We start from the raw sequence: 20082 nt of genomic DNA on the forward strand, positions 1-20082 counted from the left end.
TGATTAGTCTCCTTTCGTTTTAAGACTTTAGCCTAAGTACTATATTTTTCATTTCTTCTTTCTGTGAAAGTTGCATATCGTTTTTAATAGAAATTCCAAGTAAATTAAACTTTTACCCATTAAATAAGTGAATACATCTTTTCAAAATAAATGAACCTATTCATAGATTTCGTCACACCTTTGACACAGTTGCACTAAGCGATACACATTAGGGGTATAGTATATTTAAAGTAAAGATAAAAGAATATTCAATAATTTTATCTTCCTTATCGTTACTAGATTCAATTCGTAACAAATAAAGGAGAGGTTTTAATGGAAATCGTTATTATGCTCTATGATGGAATTACTGCATTAGATGCTATTGGTCCATACGAAGTATTTGCTGCAGAAAGCAACAACAACATAAAATTTGTTGCTAAAACGAAGGGATTAATAAAATTAGATTCGAAAATGGGCTATTTACATGCTGATTACAATTTTAATGAAATTACTTCAGCAGATATTCTTATTATTCCCGGATGTCGTCCACCAAACTTTACACAACTTATGAAGGATGAAGAAACTCTTAATTGGATTCTCCAAATACATAAAACGACAAAGTGGACTACAACTGTATGTACGGGCTCCTTAATCTTAGGTGCTACTGGTCTACTAAATGGTGTTAATGCTACTAGTCATTGGAGCTGTTTTAACTTACTTCGTTCTCTCGGAGCTGTTCCAACTGAAGAGAGATTCGTGCGCCATGAAAAAATTATAACAGCTGCTGGTGTATCTGCAGGTATTGATATGGCCCTTCAGTTAATAGCTTGGGAATTTGGAGATGAAAAAAGCAAAGCAGTTCAACTCATGTTAGAATACGACCCTCAGCCTCCCTTTGATACAGGTTCTCCTAAAAAAGCGCATGCATCCTTATTAGAAGATTTAAATTTGATGATTGAAAGTTTAAATAATAAAGTTTAAATTCATCCTATTTTTCAAAACTGCAATTGATATAAAATCTTGCATACTTTTGAGTAAACTTTTTTACACTTGTAAAAAAGTTTTTTTGCATTTCCCTACCTATAATTGCTAATATAGTAGAGTAGAACTTTTATAGAGAGAAGGAAAATTATGCACAATGGAATTCGAATGACAACTTTAGTAAAAAGGGCTATGTTAGTTTGTGCGGGGGTATTATTCACATACGAAGCGGCTTTGGGATCAGTACATACTGCTCTAGCTAGTACAGAGGATGAAGCAAAATCTGTTCAACTTGTAAGTGAGATTCAAACATCTCTTGCTCCGAAAGAAGCTCCTAAACATTATAACGGGCAAGTTAGAAAAGTCGCTTATTTAACATTTGATGATGGTCCTGGAAAATACACAGCTGAGCTTTTAGATATGTTAAAGAAAGAAAATGCAAAAGCAACATTCTTCCTAATTGGTTCAAACGTAAAAGCTTTCCCTGATCTTGTAAAACGCGAAGATGCTGAAGGCCACTACGTTGGGATGCACAGTATGACTCATAACTACAAGAAACTTTACACAGAAGGTCATTACGTAGATGAAATGAAGGAAGACCAAGGCTTAATCGCTGGTGTTTTAGGTAAATCACCAGTATTAACTCGTCCATCTTACGGCTCTATGCCAGGATTAAACGAAGCTCTTCGCAACAAAGTTGTAGAAAATGGCTTAAAAGTTTGGGATTGGACAATTGATTCTTTAGACTGGAAATACAACAAAATGCAAGTTGATGCTGCATCTGCTAAAATTGTAGAGAACGTGTTACATGGTGCTACAAATCCAACAGAAGTTATCCTTATGCATGATATTCATCCACAATCAGTAAAAGCAGTACCTGGAATTATTAAAGGACTGAAAGAAAAAGGATATGAATTAGAAGCATATAATGAGAACGAACATTTCCCATTAAACTTCTGGCATGATAATCGTATGTAATGAAAAGACTTGATTCCCTTTATCTGGGAATCAAGTCTTTTTATCGTTTTGGGAATTACTCCTCGTATATTCGACTCAAATTCCCCCTTCTCTAATATCAATAAAAATTCAAAATCACATGTTATACTAAAATTTAGTTTAAATAAGTAGGTGCCATATGATCGTATATACAGTACAAACTGAAGAAGCTTGGAAACAATTTAAGAAACTTGGTTATTTAGAAGGTAATAAAGAATTCATCGATCCAGACGATTTATATTCATATGACTGGATGGTGCGCGTTGCTAAAACAAGATTGCCTCATTACGAAGGTAACTATCCTATTTGGGTCTGGGAAGCAAATAATTACCCAAATCGAAATCATAAAGCTTGGGGTAGAACAAATTCAAAAATGGCAATTTTAACACTAGATGTACCGAAAGAATGGGTACTATGGAGCTATTTTGACTATTGGTGCTGCGCTATGACTGATGGATCAATATATTTACATACAAAAAATAAGTGTACTTTAGATGAATGGTATACATATATGGATAAAAAATACGAGATAATATTTGATTTCGATTATTTATTATCTCATCCTGATTGGTGTCTAGGTAAAGAGGATTCGTTAGAAAAACAAGGTGTTATCGGCAACATCCCCCTTTCCTTCGTAAAAAAAGTAAGGCGTTTTCGCGCTAAGGAAGATACATCTATTAATGAAATCAGAAGTGATAACTGGGATAGTAGAAAAGAAAACCGTATTAAAAAGATGAATCGAAAATTAAGAAAAAGAATCGAAAAACAAAAAAGATTGCAAAAGCGACTTATACGAAATTAAAACAGATTTATCAAAATATAGTAAGAAATTATGGATTGAATATAAAATTTCAACCCTTTTTATATTATCAACACTTTAGCACATATTAACCATAAGGAGTGATATGTATATGGAGTTTCTCTCATCTGAATATTTGTCTGCCTTGCTTGCCATCATTGTAATCGATTTAGTGTTAGCCGGAGATAATGCCATCGTAATTGGATTAGCAGCAAGAAGATTACCGAAAGACCAACAAAAAAAAGTTATCATATGGGGTACTGTCGGGGCGATCGCTATTAGAGCCCTCGCTACCTTAGTTGTCGTTTGGTTATTAAAAATACCTGGTTTACTCCTAATTGGCGGTATACTTCTTATATGGATCGCTTACAAGTTGATTGCTGAGGGCAAAAATCATGATATTAAAGCGGAAGAAGGATTTTGGTCTGCTATTAAAACCATTATTATCGCTGATGCGTTAATGGGCATTGATAATGTACTCGCTGTTGCAGGAGCTGCCCATGGTAACTTTTCTTTAGTAATCATTGGATTATTAGTGTCTATTCCTGTAGTCGTATGGGGCAGCACATTGATTCTAAAATGGGTGGATCGTTTTCCTGTCATCATTACGATTGGAGCAGCCGTTTTAGCTTATACTGCTGCAAAAATGATTGTAGATGAGAAATGGTTTGCTGGATTTTTCGAAAGTAACCCTTTCATTAAATGGGCATTTATCATTATTATCATCGTCGGTGTAGTTTTCTTCGGAAAGGCAAAACAAAAAGCAACAGCTAGTTCTGTCTAATAATGATGGTATATTTACAAATAAAAAGCGCTATTCATATGAATAGCGCTTTTTATTATTTATTTAGCTTCCCCTTCCGGAGTCGTTTTTACCTTCGTTTTGTTTTTATCACGATTGTTATAGTTATACTTCGAACGATCTACTGGAGTGAATCCTTCCGGTGTGTAGAATCGTAATAAGTCACCATTTACGACTTGGTCAGAGTATTTTAGTGAGTTTTGAACCATTTGTTCATTTTTCTTTATTTCATCTGTAAATTCTACAGGTTTTCCAGTTGTTGTATCATAGTATTTGCCGTTCAGTGCAGTAACAGTTGGGCTTACGTAGTTGCCGTTACGGAACGCAACGACTTGTTTATGCTCTGGTGATAATAAATCTGAACCGAATTGAACATAGTTTTTCGTATCTGTACCTAGTAAGTGTAATAACGTAGGAAGAACGTCAATTTCACCGCCATATTGATGTTGTACGCCACCTTTCACTCCTGGTACACGAACGATTAAAGGCACACGTTGTAACTGTGCATTTTCAAATGAGTTCATTTCTTTACCCATTACTTTTGACATTGCTGCGTTATGATTATCTGAAATACCGTAATGGTCTCCGTACATAACGATAATTGAGTTATCATATAAACCAGATTGTTTCAAGTAATCGATGAAACCTTTTACAGATTCATCTAAATAGCGTGCTGTTTGGAAGTACGTATCTACTGATGAATCGCCTGTTGTCGCTGGTTCAATCGTTGCTTCTGCCTTATCGATTGGATAAGGGAAATGGTTCGATAACGTAATAAACTTCGTATAGAACGGTTGTTTCAACGTTTGTAATAACGGAATAGATTCATTAAAGAACGGTTTATCTTTTAATCCGTAGTTTACTACATCTTTTTCATTCATATCATAGTATGACGCATCAAAGAATTTATTAAAACCAAATGATTTATAAATATCGTCACGGTTCCAGAATGTTTTGTAGTTACCGTGGAATACTACTGATGTGTATCCTTGTTGTCCTAAAATAGCTGGTGCTGATTGATACGTATTATGAGATTTCGTTGTAAAGACAGAACCTTGCGGTAAACCAAACATTGAATTCTCTAACATAAACTCCGCATCAGATGTTTTCCCTTGTCCTGTTTGATGGAAGAAGTTATCAAAGTATAGTGTATTCGCATCTTTTGTAAATGAGTTTAAGAACGGTGTAACTTCTTGACCATTTAATTTGTAATCGATTAAGAAGTTTTGGAATGACTCTAAATGAATATAAATTACGTTCATTCCCTTTCCTTTACCGAAATACTCAGGATTTGGACTTGCATAAGTTGATGTTAAATAATTTCTTACTTCTGTCATATTATCCCCATCAGCTAATGCTCGTTCTGTTGATGCTTTCGCACTTTGAATACCATCGTAAATTGTGTAGTTGTATGCCCCTAAATATTTCACAATATAATTTCTATCGAATGTTCTTGTTAATAATTCAGGACGGTCGGATTCTGCAAGACCTAAGTTAACACTGAATAATAAAATACCTGCTACAAATACTAGAGATAATTTATGCTTCGCAACACGAATTGGTTTTGGATTTACGAATTTTGTTGCGACTAACACAATTAATATAATCGTGTCTAAAAAGTATAGTGGATCATAAAGATGTAGCAACGCAAGAATACTACCACCTAAATCTCCAAAGTTATTCGTTTGTGTTAATGTCGGGAACGTAATAAAGTCACTGAAAAAGCGATAGTAAACTACGTTTGCGTATAAAAGAATCGACAATAACAAGTTGATAACGATTAACCAAATATAAGATCGTTTCCCTTTTGCAAATAATGCAAGTCCTAAAAATAGAACTGCTGAACTAAGCGGGTTGAAAAACAGCAAGAATTTTTGGATTGTGTTTGAAATTCCTAAATTAAATTCCGTTACATAGGCTGCATACGTTTTGAGCCACAATAAAATAACGGCAAACAGAAAGAATCCAAAATGATTGCTTAACACACTTTTGCTCTTTAATAAGAACTGTTTCATTTCTCCACCTCTTTTAATCATCCAAGGCTTATTTTTTATAAGTCTGTCTCTCTATTCAAATTTTCTTCTTCAAATAGATTATCTTTATTTAACTATATGAAGAATATTAGTAATTATAATTTGAAGCTAGTATTTATTCAACTATTTCTTTTTAAACATTTTGACCTTGGTTTCTATTTAACAAAATAAATTTGTAACATTTCCTGTTTTCTCCCAAGATTAATCCACTAATTATGACATCCCATACTATATACCTTTATAAACTCATTCGCAAACTATTCTATCTCCAATTTTGGTACATATTTCACATGACAAAATAATGTTATTTAATTATATTGCTCACCTTACATTCCCCTGCTTCAACTAAATCTTAAAGTCATTACATCTCTTCCGTACATGAAAAATCCTCATGTTCACTAATATTATATTTGAATAATTATTCATTTGCCCCACCAGTGGTGTTATGTTTTCTCGACAAAAAAACTCGCTCTAAAAAGAGCGAGTTTTTTCATGATATATTATTGACCTTTGTACATTGCATCTACTTGTTTTTGAAGTTCTTCATTTTCTAAGTACTCATCGTAAGTTGCCTCTTTATCGATTACACCGTTTGGTGTTACTTCGATAATGCGGTTTGCAATTGTTTGTACGAACTGATGGTCATGAGATGTGAATAACATTGTACCTTTGAAAGCAATTAAACCGTTGTTTAATGCAGTGATAGACTCAAGGTCTAAGTGGTTCGTTGGATCGTCAAGTGTGATTACGTTCGCACCACTTAACATCATTTTAGATAACATACAACGAACTTTTTCGCCTCCAGATAATACAGAAACGTTCTTCTTAACTTCTTCACCTGAGAATAACATACGGCCTAAGAAACCACGTAAGAAGCTTTCTGACTCATCTTGTGGAGAGAATTGGCGTAACCAATCAACTAAGTTATAGTCACTGTTCTCAAAGTATTTAGAGTTATCTCTTGGGAAGTAAGATTGAGATGTTGTAACACCCCATTTGAATGAACCGCCATCTGGCTCCATTTCACCCATAAGGATTTTAAATAATGTTGTCATCGCGATATCGTTACGACCGATAAATGCAACTTTATCACCTTTATTTAAAGTGAAGTACACATTATCTAACACTTTTTCGCCATCAATTGTTTTAGAAAGGCCTTCAACAGTTAATAAGTCATTTCCTATTTCACGCTCAGGTGTGAAGCCAACGAATGGGTAACGACGTGATGATGGTCTAATATCATCTAATGTAATTTTACCTAATAATTTTTTACGAGAAGTTGCTTGTTTCGCTTTAGATGCGTTTGAGCTAAAGCGTGCAATGAAGTTTTGTAACTCTTTTACTTTCTCTTCTTTTTTCTTATTAGCATCTTGTGTTAATTTTAAAGCTAATTGGCTTGACTCATACCAGAAGTCATAGTTACCAACATAAAGTTGAATTTTACCGAAATCAAGATCAGCCATGTGCGTACATACTTTATTTAAGAAGTGACGGTCATGGGATACAACGATTACTGTATTTTCAAAGTTCATTAAGAAGTTTTCTAACCATTGAATCGCTTTTAAGTCCAAGTGGTTGGTAGGCTCATCTAGTAATAGAATATCAGGTTTACCGAATAATGCTTGAGCAAGTAATACTTTTACTTTCTCTGCACCAGTCAATTCTGATAATTTTTTGTCATGAAGATCTTCACCAATACCAAGACCTTTTAGAAGGATTGCAGCTTCTGACTCAGCTTCCCAACCGTTAAGCTCAGCGAACTCACCTTCAAGTTCTGCAGCACGCATTCCATCTTCATCACTAAAGTCTTCTTTCATGTAAATAGCATTTTTCTCTTGCATTACTTTGTAAAGTTGCGTGTGACCCATAATTACTGTTTCTAATACTGGGAACTCTTCATATTCGAAGTGGTTCTGTTTTAATACTGCTAGACGCTCACCTGGCGTAATATGTATATCACCTGTTGATGGTTCAATTTCTCCAGATAAAATCTTTAGAAATGTTGATTTACCAGCACCGTTTGCTCCGATTAAACCGTAGCAGTTACCTGGCGTGAATTTTATGTTAACATCTTCAAATAATTTGCGATCCGCGAAACGCAAACTAACGTTACTTACTGTAATCATTTGTGTCCTCCTACTAATACCGCTTATTTCAGCGTTTTCTCACCGATTGTCTTAAAAAATCGCATATTACGACTCAATTATTGTAGACTATAGCTATTATATAGTAGAAGCTGGATGAATAGCAACGGTTGATTACTATTCATCCCTTTTCTATCTTGAATAAAATGTACGTTTTTAACGAAATAATATTATATAGAAGCATATTTCATAATGAACAGAGATATGAAATATGAAAAATTCGCAAAATATAAAGATGTGATGGACAAATTTATTAAATAAGAAGAATCCCCTTTTAAAAGGGGATTCTTTACTTTCTTTTACTTAATTTTTTCGTATAATTCTTCATTTTATTCGTTAACCCTATTAACGCAGGTATCAATATTGGCATCACAATAATAGCTAATAATAACAGTGCAACACCAACAACAGATGCTACTTGTATAAGCGTCAATACACCTGAAGGGATTAATGCAGCAAATGTACCACCTAAAATAAGTGCCGCTGATAATACGACTCCTCCTATGTGACGAGATGCATTTACAATTTTCGTTGCTGGGTCCCCCTCTAGCTCATTGTATCTCATCATTACGAAAATGCTATAATCCACACCTAAAGCGACTATCATTATAAAACTAAAGAATGGTACATTCCAGCTCAATGACTCTACGTTTAGTATGTGTGTACTAATTTGTTCACTTATACCAAGTGATGCAAAATAAGCTAATATTAAAGATCCAATAATGAAGATTGTATTTAAAAATGACCGTGTAATAACGAGTAATACAACCGCAATTCCAATTAACATAATTGTAGCTGTACGTAAGAAATCTTGGCCCGTTACTTCTTTTAAATCAACGTTTCTTGCTGTTGTACCGCCGATCGCTTTTTTTGTTGATTTTAATTCTGTACCATTTAATGTACCGTCTATCGTTTTATTAATTTCTTCAATGATTGGCATCGCTTCTTTTGAATACGGATTTACGTCTAAAATGATTGTCATTTTAGCAGTCTTTCTATCATGTGACATGTACGTATTCAATGCTTTTTGGAAATCTTCTCCCTCTAAAACTTCTTTTGGAATATAAAATTTCTCAGAGCTTTTTGATTCATTCAATTCTCCTAAATATTTCTGAGCATCCCCTAGTCCGTTACTTACCTTTTCGAGCCCTTCTGTACTTTTAGATAATCCTGATTGTAATTGCCCCATCTGTTCTTGCAAGTCTTTCAGCCCGGTTAATAACTGGCCTTGCCCATCATTTATTTTTGTTAATCCGGTTTGTAACTCAGATGACTTGTTCGCAATTTGTTTAGAACCTGAAGCACCTTCATCTAATCCATTTTTAAGATCAGCTGCTCCTTTTTGTAATTTAGTAACTCCATTGTTCATTTCTTTTAAACCGTTATCCACTTTCAATAACGATTGATTCGCTTCTTTAAATGAGCCAATCGCCGCTTTATGATGCGTTGCTAATTGATTTAATTCATTTGAAAGCACACCTAATTGCTTCTGAGCCTCTTTAGCAATTCCTATCGTTTGTAGTATGTTCGGATCATTTGCTAATTCTGGTTTCGTTTGAATAAAATTGGTCATTAACACTTCAATTTGTTCATAACCTTTTTTCGCACCATCAATTGCTTGAGAAATACTTCCAAAGTATTGATCGTAAGAGCTTAAACCTTTTTCTAACTGTGCATAACCAGCATGAAGTTGTGAAGTTGCATTAGATAAAACATTTATATTTTCATTTACTGAAGTTAATCCACCCTCAATTTGTTGCGCACCTTGTGCTCCGTCATTTATACCACTTGATAGTTGATGTAAAGCTGTTCCTAATGCCGTTACACCGTTTTTCGCTTCGTTTGTTCCATCAATTAACTTTTGAACGTTTGCAAGACTATTTGAGTCTTTACTACCCATTTTATCTTTCGCAGCAGTTAACCCATCATTAATGTCCTTTATACCACCATTGGCATCTCCTAACCCCGTATTTAGTTCTCCAGCTTGTTTATTTATATATAGTTCTTTTATCCTTTCCCCAGTTGGACGCGTCGGTGAATATACTTCTGACACACCTTTCACTTTCAAAATCTTATCAGTTAGTTCATCTAAAGTTTGAAGAGAACTCGCCTCGTCTAACTTGTTATCCGATTGAATGACTAACGTACTTGGTGAAGAAAAACCAGGTGGAAAATGTTCTTCTATTACGTTAATCCCCTTTTTCGATTCATATTTATTATCTACTTCAAATAAATCATTGTAATTTAGTGTGTTAGAATATTTCATTAGGAAAGGAATCGATATCACAAATACAATGATTAAAGCTGCGAATGGTCTTACTACTGAGTTTTTCGCAAGAAATCCCCATAAACGACTATCCTCATGACCTTTAAATGTTTTTACTGGATAAAACATTCCTTTTCCTAAAAGCACCATAAAAAATGGATTTAACGTAGTTAATACGAGTAATAATACTGCGACACCAATTGCTACGGCTGAAGTAGATTGATATAATTTAAAACTCGCTAAAGCAAGAGATGCAAAACCAATTAGTACTGCTATCCCACTATATAAAACGGTTTTCCCTGCCGATTTAAACGTTTCTTTCGTAGCTAAAAATGCATTTTCTTGTTTACTTAATTCTTCCTTAAACCTTGTATATAATAAAATGTTATAGTCTGTTCCAACCCCAAACAGGACAACAACTACAAACACTTGTGTAAAGTTAGAAAACGGAAAATTAAATTGATCTACTAGATGGGCAATAATCCCCATTGAAACTAAATATGATACACCCACTGTAAGCAGAGAAACGATTGGAACAATTGGTGAACGAAATACAATGATTAATACAACTAAAATGAAAATGATAGAAATAACTTCTGTCTTTTTCACTCCCTCTTGAGAGGATGTAAGAAAATCACCCGCTATTAAATCACTTCCTGTTAAGTACGTTTTAACTCCCTTCGGTTTAATTTTATTATGAAGCCCATTTGCAATTTTTGATATTTCACCATGTTTTTTATCTACAGAAATTTGCGTTAAAATGGTCGTATTGTCTTTAGATATCAATTGTTTTTCCAAGTCTTTATTATCTAAATGTGAAACAACTTCCTTAATTCCTAATTGCTCTTTTTCATTTTGTAAAGCGTTGATTGTTTTTATTATTTCATCTTTTTGCTCAGTTGTTAAAGCTGCTTTACTTCCACTATTAAAAACAGCTATAACATCATATCTTTCTGTCCCGTCTTTATCCATCTCTCTTATCATTTTGTCAGCGATACTACTTTGCTCTGTATTCGGAATCGTAATATGCCCTTTTTCTTTCACTAATTTATCCATATTAGGCATCGTTACGATCATTGTAATAGTAATAACTATCCATAATAGAAAAGATAAACTTCTCCAATTTTTTAGCTTACTCATTTTAATCATCTCCCGTTTTGAAAGTATAATGTTAGTTCCGGAATGAATATTCATTCCTGTTATTTTGAAACTATTTTTAGGAATGAACGTTCATTCCTATCATTCTATTGATTTATTCTATAGACCCTATTAAACTAATCTTTTCCGGAATGAATGTTCATTCCTTTGGTTGCACAAATACCCTCTCCTACTTTCATTTTTCAAATCTATTTAGGAATGAATATTCATTCCTGTCCTTATAAAGCTATAGAATCAAATGATTCTAATAGCATTCCAAGAGCTTTCTTCCAATTCTTTTACTAACTCTTTCGAGTATTCTAATTGCCCTGTTGCAATTACTTTCGTTAATGCTTCTAGCGGCTGATATACAATAATAATTAAAGCAACTGGAGGCAATGGACGAAGAAAACCTTTTGCGATTCCATCTTCAATAATATTCATAAAGAAGCCTATAAAATCGTCAAATATTTTCTTACTTTGTTCATCAAGAAAATAACTGTCACAGTGAGAATTTGTAAATAAAAAAGCGTCCACATTGTTTCTCGCAAATTCAAATAAACGGTTGTACGTATGACTAAACTGTTCACGAATATTTGCTTCAACAGGAAAATCTGTTTTTATCATTTCAGAAAGCTCTAACATACTTTTTGAAAATAATGAGTTAACTAGTGCCTCTTTATTTTCAAAATAGCGATAAATAGTACCCGCACCGACTTTTGCCTTTTCAGCGATCATTGGAATTGTCGTACCATCGTAACCACGCTCTGCAAAAAGTTGCATCGCAGCATCAAAAATATCCTCTTGTTTGTTTTTAGCCATTTTTTCCACCTCTATTTTTAGGAATGAAAATTCATTCCGTTTTTAATTATAAATTACAAGGACTAAAAGTCAAGTGCGTAACTACGTATAGTTGCAATTTTAATCCCTTGTTTGTGAATCAATTTATATCAGCGGTTTTTAGAATACATCGACTTACCGACAAAAACGAGAACCAAAGAGAAAACCGTCCCAAATTTTGTTTGGGACAGCCCCATTTCCTATTTAAAGCTTAAAAGAAATCATAAATAAAAGCTTTACGTACTGGAACTATATTCTCAAATGCTTGTATTTCCTCTTCGCTTCCGCTAATGAATTCTAGTTCATTAAGTTCTAACGGACGCTTGTAGCCAAACATTATTGTAGATAATGCGTTAATATCCAGCTTAATTCCTTTATCTATTGTTTCCTCTTTCATAATTGTTATTTCATGATTCGCAAGCCTCACTGATACATTGTTCCACGGAGCAAATGCGTCTGTAATGTGTAGGATCACTTCTTGCTGTACATTGTTCCAATTCAACTCATATTGTTTTAAGAACTGCTCTACATCTACAATTCTTCCCATAAAATATGGTTTTATTTCTGTCTTCACGCGTGGCTCTTGCAATGAATATAACAACGGTTCGTTTTCACTTACTGTCATTTCAAGTTCTTTAATCATAGAATCATGCTGGCAAATAAAGTTCCACAGACCATTTCGTGCTTCATTATGTAGTGGTACAAATTCTTCTACTGTCATTTTATAGTTTTCTATTTTGTATAACATGTAACCTGCTGCCCTTTTATTTTCATCATAGTAAATCGCTAATGTTAAATCATCATAAACCGCTTGTAACCACCAGTTCTTCTCTCGAACTAGCATACCTGAAAAACGTTCTGCAAATACTTCATAGAGCTTTTCGACCTCTTCTGGATGATTTTCTTTATTAAAACGTTTCACAGTGCCATTTACTTGTTTTTTCATCACTAAATCGCTCTTAGTCATATGACATGTGACTAAATTCGCACAAAGTTCCCAGCCGTATTTACGGTAAAATGAAACCGCAAATGGATGTAACATAGAGACTGTATAGCCATCTTTTTTCATCGTTTGAAGTGAATCTTGAAGTAGCTCTTTTACATACCCACTTCTTCTATACTCAGGATACGTCGCTACCCCTGCAACGCCACCCATTTTAAATTTTTCTTTACCTATGTAAATATGAAACGGAATAAGATGTAGTTTTGCTGCTAAGTCTTCCCCTTCCATAATGCCGTATATTTCATGACTTTCCTTCATCTTTGTAAGTTGCTGCTGTAATCGTTCCTCATCTACTTTATATTGAAAAGCGTATTCTGATAAACATAATGCTTCTCTGAACTTATCTTCTTTTAATTGTATGACATTCATATAATTCTCCTCCATTCCCTGTTTGAATTGTATCACAATTCTTTCTATTGTAGTTCGGTAAGTGAAATTAGAAAGACGTTTTAACAAAAAAAGCAGATACATCACGTATCTGCTTTCCATCCTTATTATTTAGCTAACTTTTGAAGTTCATCAAAGAATGTAGGATATGATACACCTACTGCTTCTGCATCTTCAATAATTGTTTTTCCTTCTGCCAGGCAGCCAGCAATCGCAAGCATCATTCCGATGCGATGATCACCATAACTATTTACTGTATTGCCTTTTAGAGCTGATTTTCCGTAAATGATCATGCCGTCATCAGTTGCTTCTATGCGAGCTCCTAGTTTCGTTAACTCAGCAACGACTGTATCAATACGATTTGTTTCTTTTACTTTTAATTCGTGTGCATCTTTAATTACTGTAATTCCTTCCGCTTGCGTTGCCGCTAATGCGATTACAGGAATCTCATCGATTAATCTAGGGATAATATCTCCGCCAATTTCAATTCCTTTTAATGAAGATGTTTCAATTGTAATATTTGCAGCTGGTTCTGATGCCCCTTCGTTAATTAGATCTACAGTGAACGTAGCACCCATTTTCTCTAAAACATCAATAATACCTGTACGAGTTGGATTCATTCCTACATTTTGTAATACTAGTTTACTATTTGGGATGATTGCACCTGCTACTAAGAAAAATGCTGCTGATGATACGTCACCTGGCACTTGAATGTCTGTTGCTGTTAATTTTTGTCCACCTGACAGCTTCACTGTTTTCCCTTCGCGAGTTACTTTAACACCAAATACTTCAAGCATTCTTTCCGTATGGTCGCGTGAAATATGTGGTTCTGTAACAGCTGTTACACCTTCTGCACGAAGACCTGCAAGTAAAATAGCTGACTTTACTTGTGCACTTGCAACAGGAGAAATATATTCAATTGCTTTTAAATCTCCGCCACGTATTGTTAGCGGTGTAAATGTTCCTTCTTCTCTGCCGTCAATGTTTGCACCCATTTGTTTTAATGGGTTTGTTACACGCTTCATCGGTCTTTTTGCGATTGACTCATCACCTTGTACGCAAGAGAAAAATGGTGTGTTAGCTAATATACCTGACATTAATCGAATTGTTGTACCAGAATTACCAACATCTAATACAGCTTTCGGTTCCTGTAAACCTTCTAATCCTTTACCAACTACAGTAACTTCATCACCGTTTTGCGTAATTTCTACTCCCATTTCTTTAAAACATGAAATCGTACTTAAACAGTCTGCACCGGGCAAGAAACCTTTAATTGTTGTTTTCCCTTCTGCAATCGAACCGAACATAACAGCACGGTGTGAAATGGATTTATCACCTGGGATTGTAATATTGCCATTCAATCCGTTATTAACAGGTTGTATTGTTCTTTCTTTCACGTTTTTCACCTTCTCATTTAAATTGTTTCATAAGTTTGGTATTCTTCTTCTCCAAGCGCTAGCTTTGCTTTCATACGATCTTCTTCCCTTTGGAAACTAATACGTAATACCCCAAGCAGTCCTTCACGCGCTTCTAATATTTGCAAGTTCGTAATACTAATTTCCTCGCGCGCTAAAATACTCGTAATATGAGCCAATGCCCCCACCTTATCTAATACATCAACGTATAAGTCGTGATAGGCAGGAATTGCACCACTCTTTCTTACTGGTAAAGAATCACGGTATTCTTTCGCATCTGCAAAATAGTTTTGAATCTCGCCTGCATCTCCGGTAGAAACTGTCTTATATAAACCTTCCATTTCAGAGATCCACTCTTTTAATAATACCATTAAATGCTCTCGATTTTGCTTTACAATATCACTCCACATTTTAGGACTACTAGATGCGATACGTGTAATGTCTTTGAAACCTCCAGCAGCGAGTTGATGAATGAGCGGATTATCTCCTGCATGTTTCTCAACTTGCTTTACTAAACCTGCTGCGATAAGATGCGGGAAATGACTAACAATCCCTGTTACATAATCATGTTCTTCTGTATTTAAAACAAGAAAATGAGATCCTGTTCCTTTTAACCATACTTTAAGGTCTTCCACTTGTTCATTTGGTATATGATTCATCGGTGTTAAAATGTAAAATGCATTTTCAAATAAATGCGCCTTTGCGCTTTCAACTCCCGTTTTATGAGAACCCGCCATCGGATGTCCCCCAATGAAAGAAACTTCCTTTGAAAATAAAGCTTCCGCTTCGTTCATAATAGACCCTTTTGTACTACCAACATCAGTCACTATAACATCTTCTCGTAAACGGAATGACGCAAGTTTGTGTAATAGCTTCTTCGTTTCTTCAACTGGAGAAGCAAAAATAATTAAATGTGCCTCTTCACATGCATGCTGTAAATCAACTGCTACTTCATCTACTACGTGTAATTCTTTTGCACGCTCTACTTGCTCTTGAAATATATCGTACCCTGTTATCGTTACATCGTGCTCTTTCTTAATTGCTAAGGCGAGAGAGCCTCCTATTAAACCTGTTCCAATTAATACTACCTTTTTACGCATTTGTCTCATCTCGAGACTTACTTTTTTTGTTTTCAAAGTGTTGTTTTAACACTGAAATCACTCCTTCATTTTGCTCCCTTGTTCCAACTGTAATACGGACACCATTTGGGAATGGACGAATAATAAACCCTGCATGTGCACAAGCTTCATAAATCTCTCCAGCATTCTCAACTGGCAAGAAGATGAAATTTGTTTGTGATGGATAAAATGGAATTTCATTTTCCTTACAAAAGCTTTCGTATTGTTGTAATCCCTCTGTATTCACACGAACTATTTCCTCAATAAACTCATCGTCACCAAAAGCAATCATCGCTGCTTTTTGCGCTAATGAAGATACGTTAAATGGCAAACGTACGACATTTAATTTCTCAATTAGCTCTTCCTGTCCGATCGCATATCCAACGCGGAAAGAAGCTAATCCGTATGCTTTAGAAAACGTTCTAAGTACAAGAATGTTTTTATGTTTTTCTAAAAGCGGTAATGTCTCAGGGAAATCTTTTGCTGTTACGTATTCATAGTACGCTTCATCAATGACAATTAACGTATTTTCACTAATGCCTTCAATAAATTGAGTTAATTTTTGCTCATTCACATATGTGCCCGTCGGGTTGTTCGGATTACAAATCCATACGATTTTCGTATTATTATTTACCGCTGACGAAATTTCGTCTAAATCGTATACACCGTTATTTAAAGGAATTTCTTTCACTGCACTGCCTTCAATAATTGCATGATGACGGTACTGCGGGAATGTTGCACCAGCCGTTACGATATTATCTCCTGCTTTAAGTACTGCACGGCTTATCATTTGAATGACTTCATCTAAACCACTACCACAAAGTACTTGTTCCATTTGCACATGCAACTTATCCGCGATTGTTTGACGGAGCGTCGTAGCACCTCCGTCAGGATATAAAGCATGTTCCAACCAAGATTTTTGCAACTCTTCTAAAACTCTCGGTGAACAACCGAATGGATTTTCATTCGATGCTAATTTCACAAACGAATGATCTCCGTACACTTCTTTCATTTGTTCTGGTGATTTACCTGGTTTATATGGTTGTAATGATGATAGTTGATCTTTTACTTGCACGTTAAACCCACCTTTTTATTAAAATTCTTTTGCGTAGTTATTGTGTTGCATAATGTTTTGTTTTAATAATTCCATACGATCTTTTCCGAATTGTTCGACTAGTGCATCTGCAAGTTCCCATGCTACAACAGATTCAGCTACTACACCCGCCGCTGGTACTGCGCAACTATCAGATCTTTCAATACTCGCTTGGAATGCTTCCTTCGTATCAATATCAACGCTTGCTAACGGTTTGTATAATGTAGGAATTGGCTTCATAACGCCTCTTACGACAATTGGCATACCTGTTGTCATACCGCCTTCTAAACCGCCGGCATTATTCGTTTTTCTCGTGTATCCTTTTTCTTCATCCCACAGAATTTCATCATGCACTTTACTTCCTGGTTGTCTTGCCGCTTCAAAACCTACGCCAATTTCAGCACCTTTAAATGCATTTATACTCATAATTGCACCAGCAAGTTTTGCATCTAATTTACGATCGTAATGAACGTAACTACCAACGCCAATTGGCATACCTTCTGCAATAACTTCCACAATACCACCGATTGAATCTCCGCTACTTTTTGCGTTGTCAATCGCATCCATCATTTCTTGCTCTACTTCTTTATCTAAACATCGAACTGGTGAGTTTTCAGTTATCGTTTGAATTTCTTCAATCGGTAAGTTTGAAATATGTTTTGCTTTTACTCCACCAATTTCAAGAACATGTCCTGCAATTTTTACGCCTAATTCGCTTAAAATTTGTTTTGCAACTGCACCAGCAGCTACACGAACTGTCGTTTCTCTTGCAGATGAGCGCTCTAATACGTTTCTTATATCACGATGACCATATTTAATTGCTCCATTTAAATCCGCATGTCCTGGACGTGGTTTTGTAATTGTACGTTTCATGTCTTTACTTTCTTTTTCAGAAATTGGCTCAGCACCCATTACTTTCGTCCAATGTTTGAAATCATCATTTTTTACGATTAACGTAATCGGTGATCCAAGTGTCATCCCGTGACGAACACCACTTACAATTTCAACTGTATCTGTTTCAATTTGCATGCGTCTTCCGCGTCCATGACCTTTTTGTCTTCTTAATAATTCTTTATTAATATGTTCCGCCGTAAGTGTCAAACCTGCTGGTACACCTTCTAAAATAACTGTTAACTGCGGTCCATGTGATTCTCCAGCTGTAATGTATCTCATTTCTCTTGCCCCTTTACTATTTTTTTGTACAAAAAAGTCCCTACTGAGCGCTCAGTAGGGACGATGTTTATCGCGGTACCACCCTAGTTGTAGACAACTGTCGTCTACCTCTCTTCTTCTTTAACGATCGTTTGACCGTCTTCCCCTCCATAAGTTGTCGAGAAAGATGCTCCAAGGCTGTAATTCATGCTTACCTTTGTACTGATTCACACCAGCCATCAGCTCTCTTTAACAGTGAGATAAGCACTACTGTTTCCTCTTCAACGCATATATGATATGGAATTAAGATAATTTATTTTTGAAACCTTTTAACTCATCCATGAATCTATGGAATTCTGGAATGTCCATTTGTTGTGCAGAATCTGACAATGCAACTGCTGGATCTGGATGAACTTCAGCCATTACTGCATCTGCGCCAATTGCAAGTGCCGCTTTCGCTGTTGGTAATAATAAATCTCTGCGCCCAGTTGAATGTGTTACATCAACGATAACTGGTAAGTGTGTTTCTTTCTTTAAAATTGGTACTGCAGAAATGTCTAATGTGTTACGTGTTGCTCTTTCGTATGTGCGGATACCACGCTCACAAAGAATAATTTGATCGTTACCTTGCGCAATGATGTATTCCGCTGCATTAATGAACTCATCAATTGTTGCTGCTAATCCACGTTTTAATAATACTGGTTTGTTAACTTTACCTACAGCTCGTAATAAATCGAAGTTTTGCATGTTACGTGCGCCAACTTGAATTACATCAACGTAGTCTAATGCCATTTCAACATCGTTCGGATTTAAAATTTCACTAATAATTGCTAAGTCGAACTCGTCTGCTACTTGGCGTAAAATTTGTAGTCCTTCTACTCCTAAACCTTGGAAATCGTATGGAGATGTTCTCGGTTTGAATGCACCACCGCGCATTAATTTTAAGCCTTGGTCTTTCATCGCTTGCCCTACTTGACGAACTTGCTCTAAGCTTTCTACTGCACAAGGTCCCATGATGAACGTTTGTGTTCCGTTTCCAATCAATTCACCTTTTACATCAACGATTGTATTTTCTTGTTTCTTTTTACGTGATACTAGTAACGCTTTACGGTTATCATCTTCTTGTAACTCTAAGCTTGCTTTGAAAATCGTTTTGAAAATATGTTGAACTGTTGATGTTTCGAATGGTCCTTCGTTATGCTCTGCGATCATATCAAGTACTTCACGCTCACGTACTGGATCAAAGCGTTTCGTACCTTGTACTTGCTTTTGTTCTCCAATTTTTTGAACGATTTCACCACGTTTGTTTAAAAGGTGTAATAGTTGTAAGTTAATTTCATCTACCTGTTTACGTAATTGATCTAATTCATGATTTGCCATTTGGAAATCCTCCTCTAATGTTTTAAAAGTATAGTAAGAGAATAAAAGATTCTCTATTTTCTGAACTGGTTAATTATACAAATTTATAGTGGAATCGATACCTCTTCTTATTTTAAACTAATAATTCGTACAAAGACATGAACTACTAGTTAAAAAGCCACTTTTTTGTACAAAAAAGCCCTACTGATCCAATCAGTAGGGACGATATTTATCGCGGTACCACCCTAGTTGTAGACTTCTTTCGTCTACCTCTCTTCATTGTTAACGATCATCTGACCGTCTTTCCCTTCATAAAGACAATACTATCTTTACTACGAAAAAGATGCTCCAGGACTGTAATTCGCTCTTGTTTTTGTACTGGTTCGCACCAACCACCAGCTCTCTGTTACAGGGAAACAACAACTACTGCTTTTCCTTTCAATGCATGACTATTTTATTTTCAAGTTGGACCACTAAAATACAAAAAGTCCCTACTGAATAAATCAGTAGGGACGATATTTATCGCGGTACCACCCTAGTTGTAGACTAACTTTCTGTCTACCTCTCTTCACTGTTAA

Annotated in this window: 14 protein-coding genes and 3 other annotated features (1 of these 17 only partly in view); of the genes, 4 read left to right on the forward strand and 10 right to left on the reverse strand. The window is 35.3% G+C overall.

Annotation, left to right across the window (positions count from 1 at the left end):
* Positions 1-312: 312 nt before the first annotated feature.
* From MHH27_RS14975 to MHH27_RS14990, 4 genes are all read left to right on the forward strand, one after another.
* Entirely contained in the window at positions 313-960 is a 648-nt protein-coding gene (locus MHH27_RS14975; protein ID WP_075717741.1) for a DJ-1/PfpI family protein, read from the forward strand.
* A gap of 150 nt (positions 961-1110) precedes the next feature.
* Entirely contained in the window at positions 1111-1938 is an 828-nt protein-coding gene (locus MHH27_RS14980; protein ID WP_000551449.1) for a peptidoglycan-N-acetylglucosamine deacetylase, read from the forward strand.
* Between the two features lie 157 nt (positions 1939-2095).
* The gene (locus tag MHH27_RS14985; protein WP_340943133.1) at positions 2096-2758 is read left to right on the forward strand and encodes a DUF3841 domain-containing protein; all 663 of its coding nucleotides are present in this window, start codon (positions 2096-2098) and stop codon (positions 2756-2758) included.
* A gap of 109 nt (positions 2759-2867) precedes the next feature.
* Complete coding sequence (locus MHH27_RS14990; protein WP_000395169.1) at positions 2868-3539, forward strand: TerC family protein; 672 nt, start codon at positions 2868-2870, stop codon at positions 3537-3539.
* Between the two features lie 59 nt (positions 3540-3598).
* Here the strand turns inward: MHH27_RS14990 and MHH27_RS14995 are convergent, their stop codons facing one another.
* The 10 genes from MHH27_RS14995 to MHH27_RS15040 all read right to left on the reverse strand — a co-directional run bounded on the left by MHH27_RS14995 (position 3599) and on the right by MHH27_RS15040 (position 19525).
* Positions 3599-5572, reverse strand: a complete 1974-nt coding sequence (locus tag MHH27_RS14995; RefSeq protein WP_340943134.1) for an LTA synthase family protein — start codon at positions 5570-5572, stop codon at positions 3599-3601.
* 518 nt (positions 5573-6090) lie between these two features.
* Entirely contained in the window at positions 6091-7716 is a 1626-nt protein-coding gene (locus MHH27_RS15000) for an ABC-F family ATP-binding cassette domain-containing protein (protein ID WP_340943136.1), read from the reverse strand.
* A 307-nt stretch (positions 7717-8023) separates the two neighbouring features.
* Positions 8024-11140: an MMPL family transporter gene (locus MHH27_RS15005; RefSeq protein WP_340943138.1), complete on the reverse strand. Its 3117-nt coding sequence runs from the start codon at positions 11138-11140 to the stop codon at positions 8024-8026.
* Between the two features lie 252 nt (positions 11141-11392).
* A complete protein-coding gene (locus MHH27_RS15010) occupies positions 11393-11959 on the reverse strand; it encodes a TetR/AcrR family transcriptional regulator (protein WP_001107300.1) in 567 nt (188 codons plus the stop codon).
* Positions 11960-12188: 229 nt separating this feature from the next.
* Positions 12189-13349, reverse strand: coding sequence for a GNAT family N-acetyltransferase (locus MHH27_RS15015; protein ID WP_340943140.1), 1161 nt, complete (start codon positions 13347-13349; stop codon positions 12189-12191).
* Positions 13350-13474: 125 nt separating this feature from the next.
* Positions 13475-14764, reverse strand: coding sequence for a 3-phosphoshikimate 1-carboxyvinyltransferase (gene aroA / locus MHH27_RS15020; protein ID WP_340943143.1), 1290 nt, complete (start codon positions 14762-14764; stop codon positions 13475-13477).
* 17 nt (positions 14765-14781) lie between these two features.
* Positions 14782-15882, reverse strand: coding sequence for a prephenate dehydrogenase (gene tyrA / locus MHH27_RS15025; protein WP_071732053.1), 1101 nt, complete (start codon positions 15880-15882; stop codon positions 14782-14784).
* The gene (hisC, locus tag MHH27_RS15030) at positions 15875-16975 is read right to left on the reverse strand and encodes a histidinol-phosphate transaminase (RefSeq protein ID WP_340943147.1); all 1101 of its coding nucleotides are present in this window, start codon (positions 16973-16975) and stop codon (positions 15875-15877) included. The genes tyrA and hisC overlap by 8 nt, the downstream gene beginning before the upstream one ends.
* 18 nt (positions 16976-16993) lie before the next feature.
* On the reverse strand, positions 16994-18166 hold the full coding sequence (gene aroC / locus MHH27_RS15035; RefSeq protein ID WP_001269431.1) for a chorismate synthase: 1173 nt from the start codon (positions 18164-18166) through the stop codon (positions 16994-16996).
* A gap of 53 nt (positions 18167-18219) precedes the next feature.
* Positions 18220-18439: a binding site (T-box leader), on the reverse strand.
* A 9-nt stretch (positions 18440-18448) separates the two neighbouring features.
* On the reverse strand, positions 18449-19525 hold the full coding sequence (locus MHH27_RS15040) for a bifunctional 3-deoxy-7-phosphoheptulonate synthase/chorismate mutase (protein WP_001273575.1): 1077 nt from the start codon (positions 19523-19525) through the stop codon (positions 18449-18451).
* A gap of 194 nt (positions 19526-19719) precedes the next feature.
* Positions 19720-19955, reverse strand: a binding site (T-box leader).
* Between the two features lie 54 nt (positions 19956-20009).
* Positions 20010-20082, reverse strand: a binding site (T-box leader) (it continues 163 nt past the right edge of the window).

Source organism: Bacillus sp. FSL L8-0152 (assembly GCF_038006365.1).
Classification (GTDB): domain Bacteria; phylum Bacillota; class Bacilli; order Bacillales; family Bacillaceae_G; genus Bacillus_A; species Bacillus_A cereus.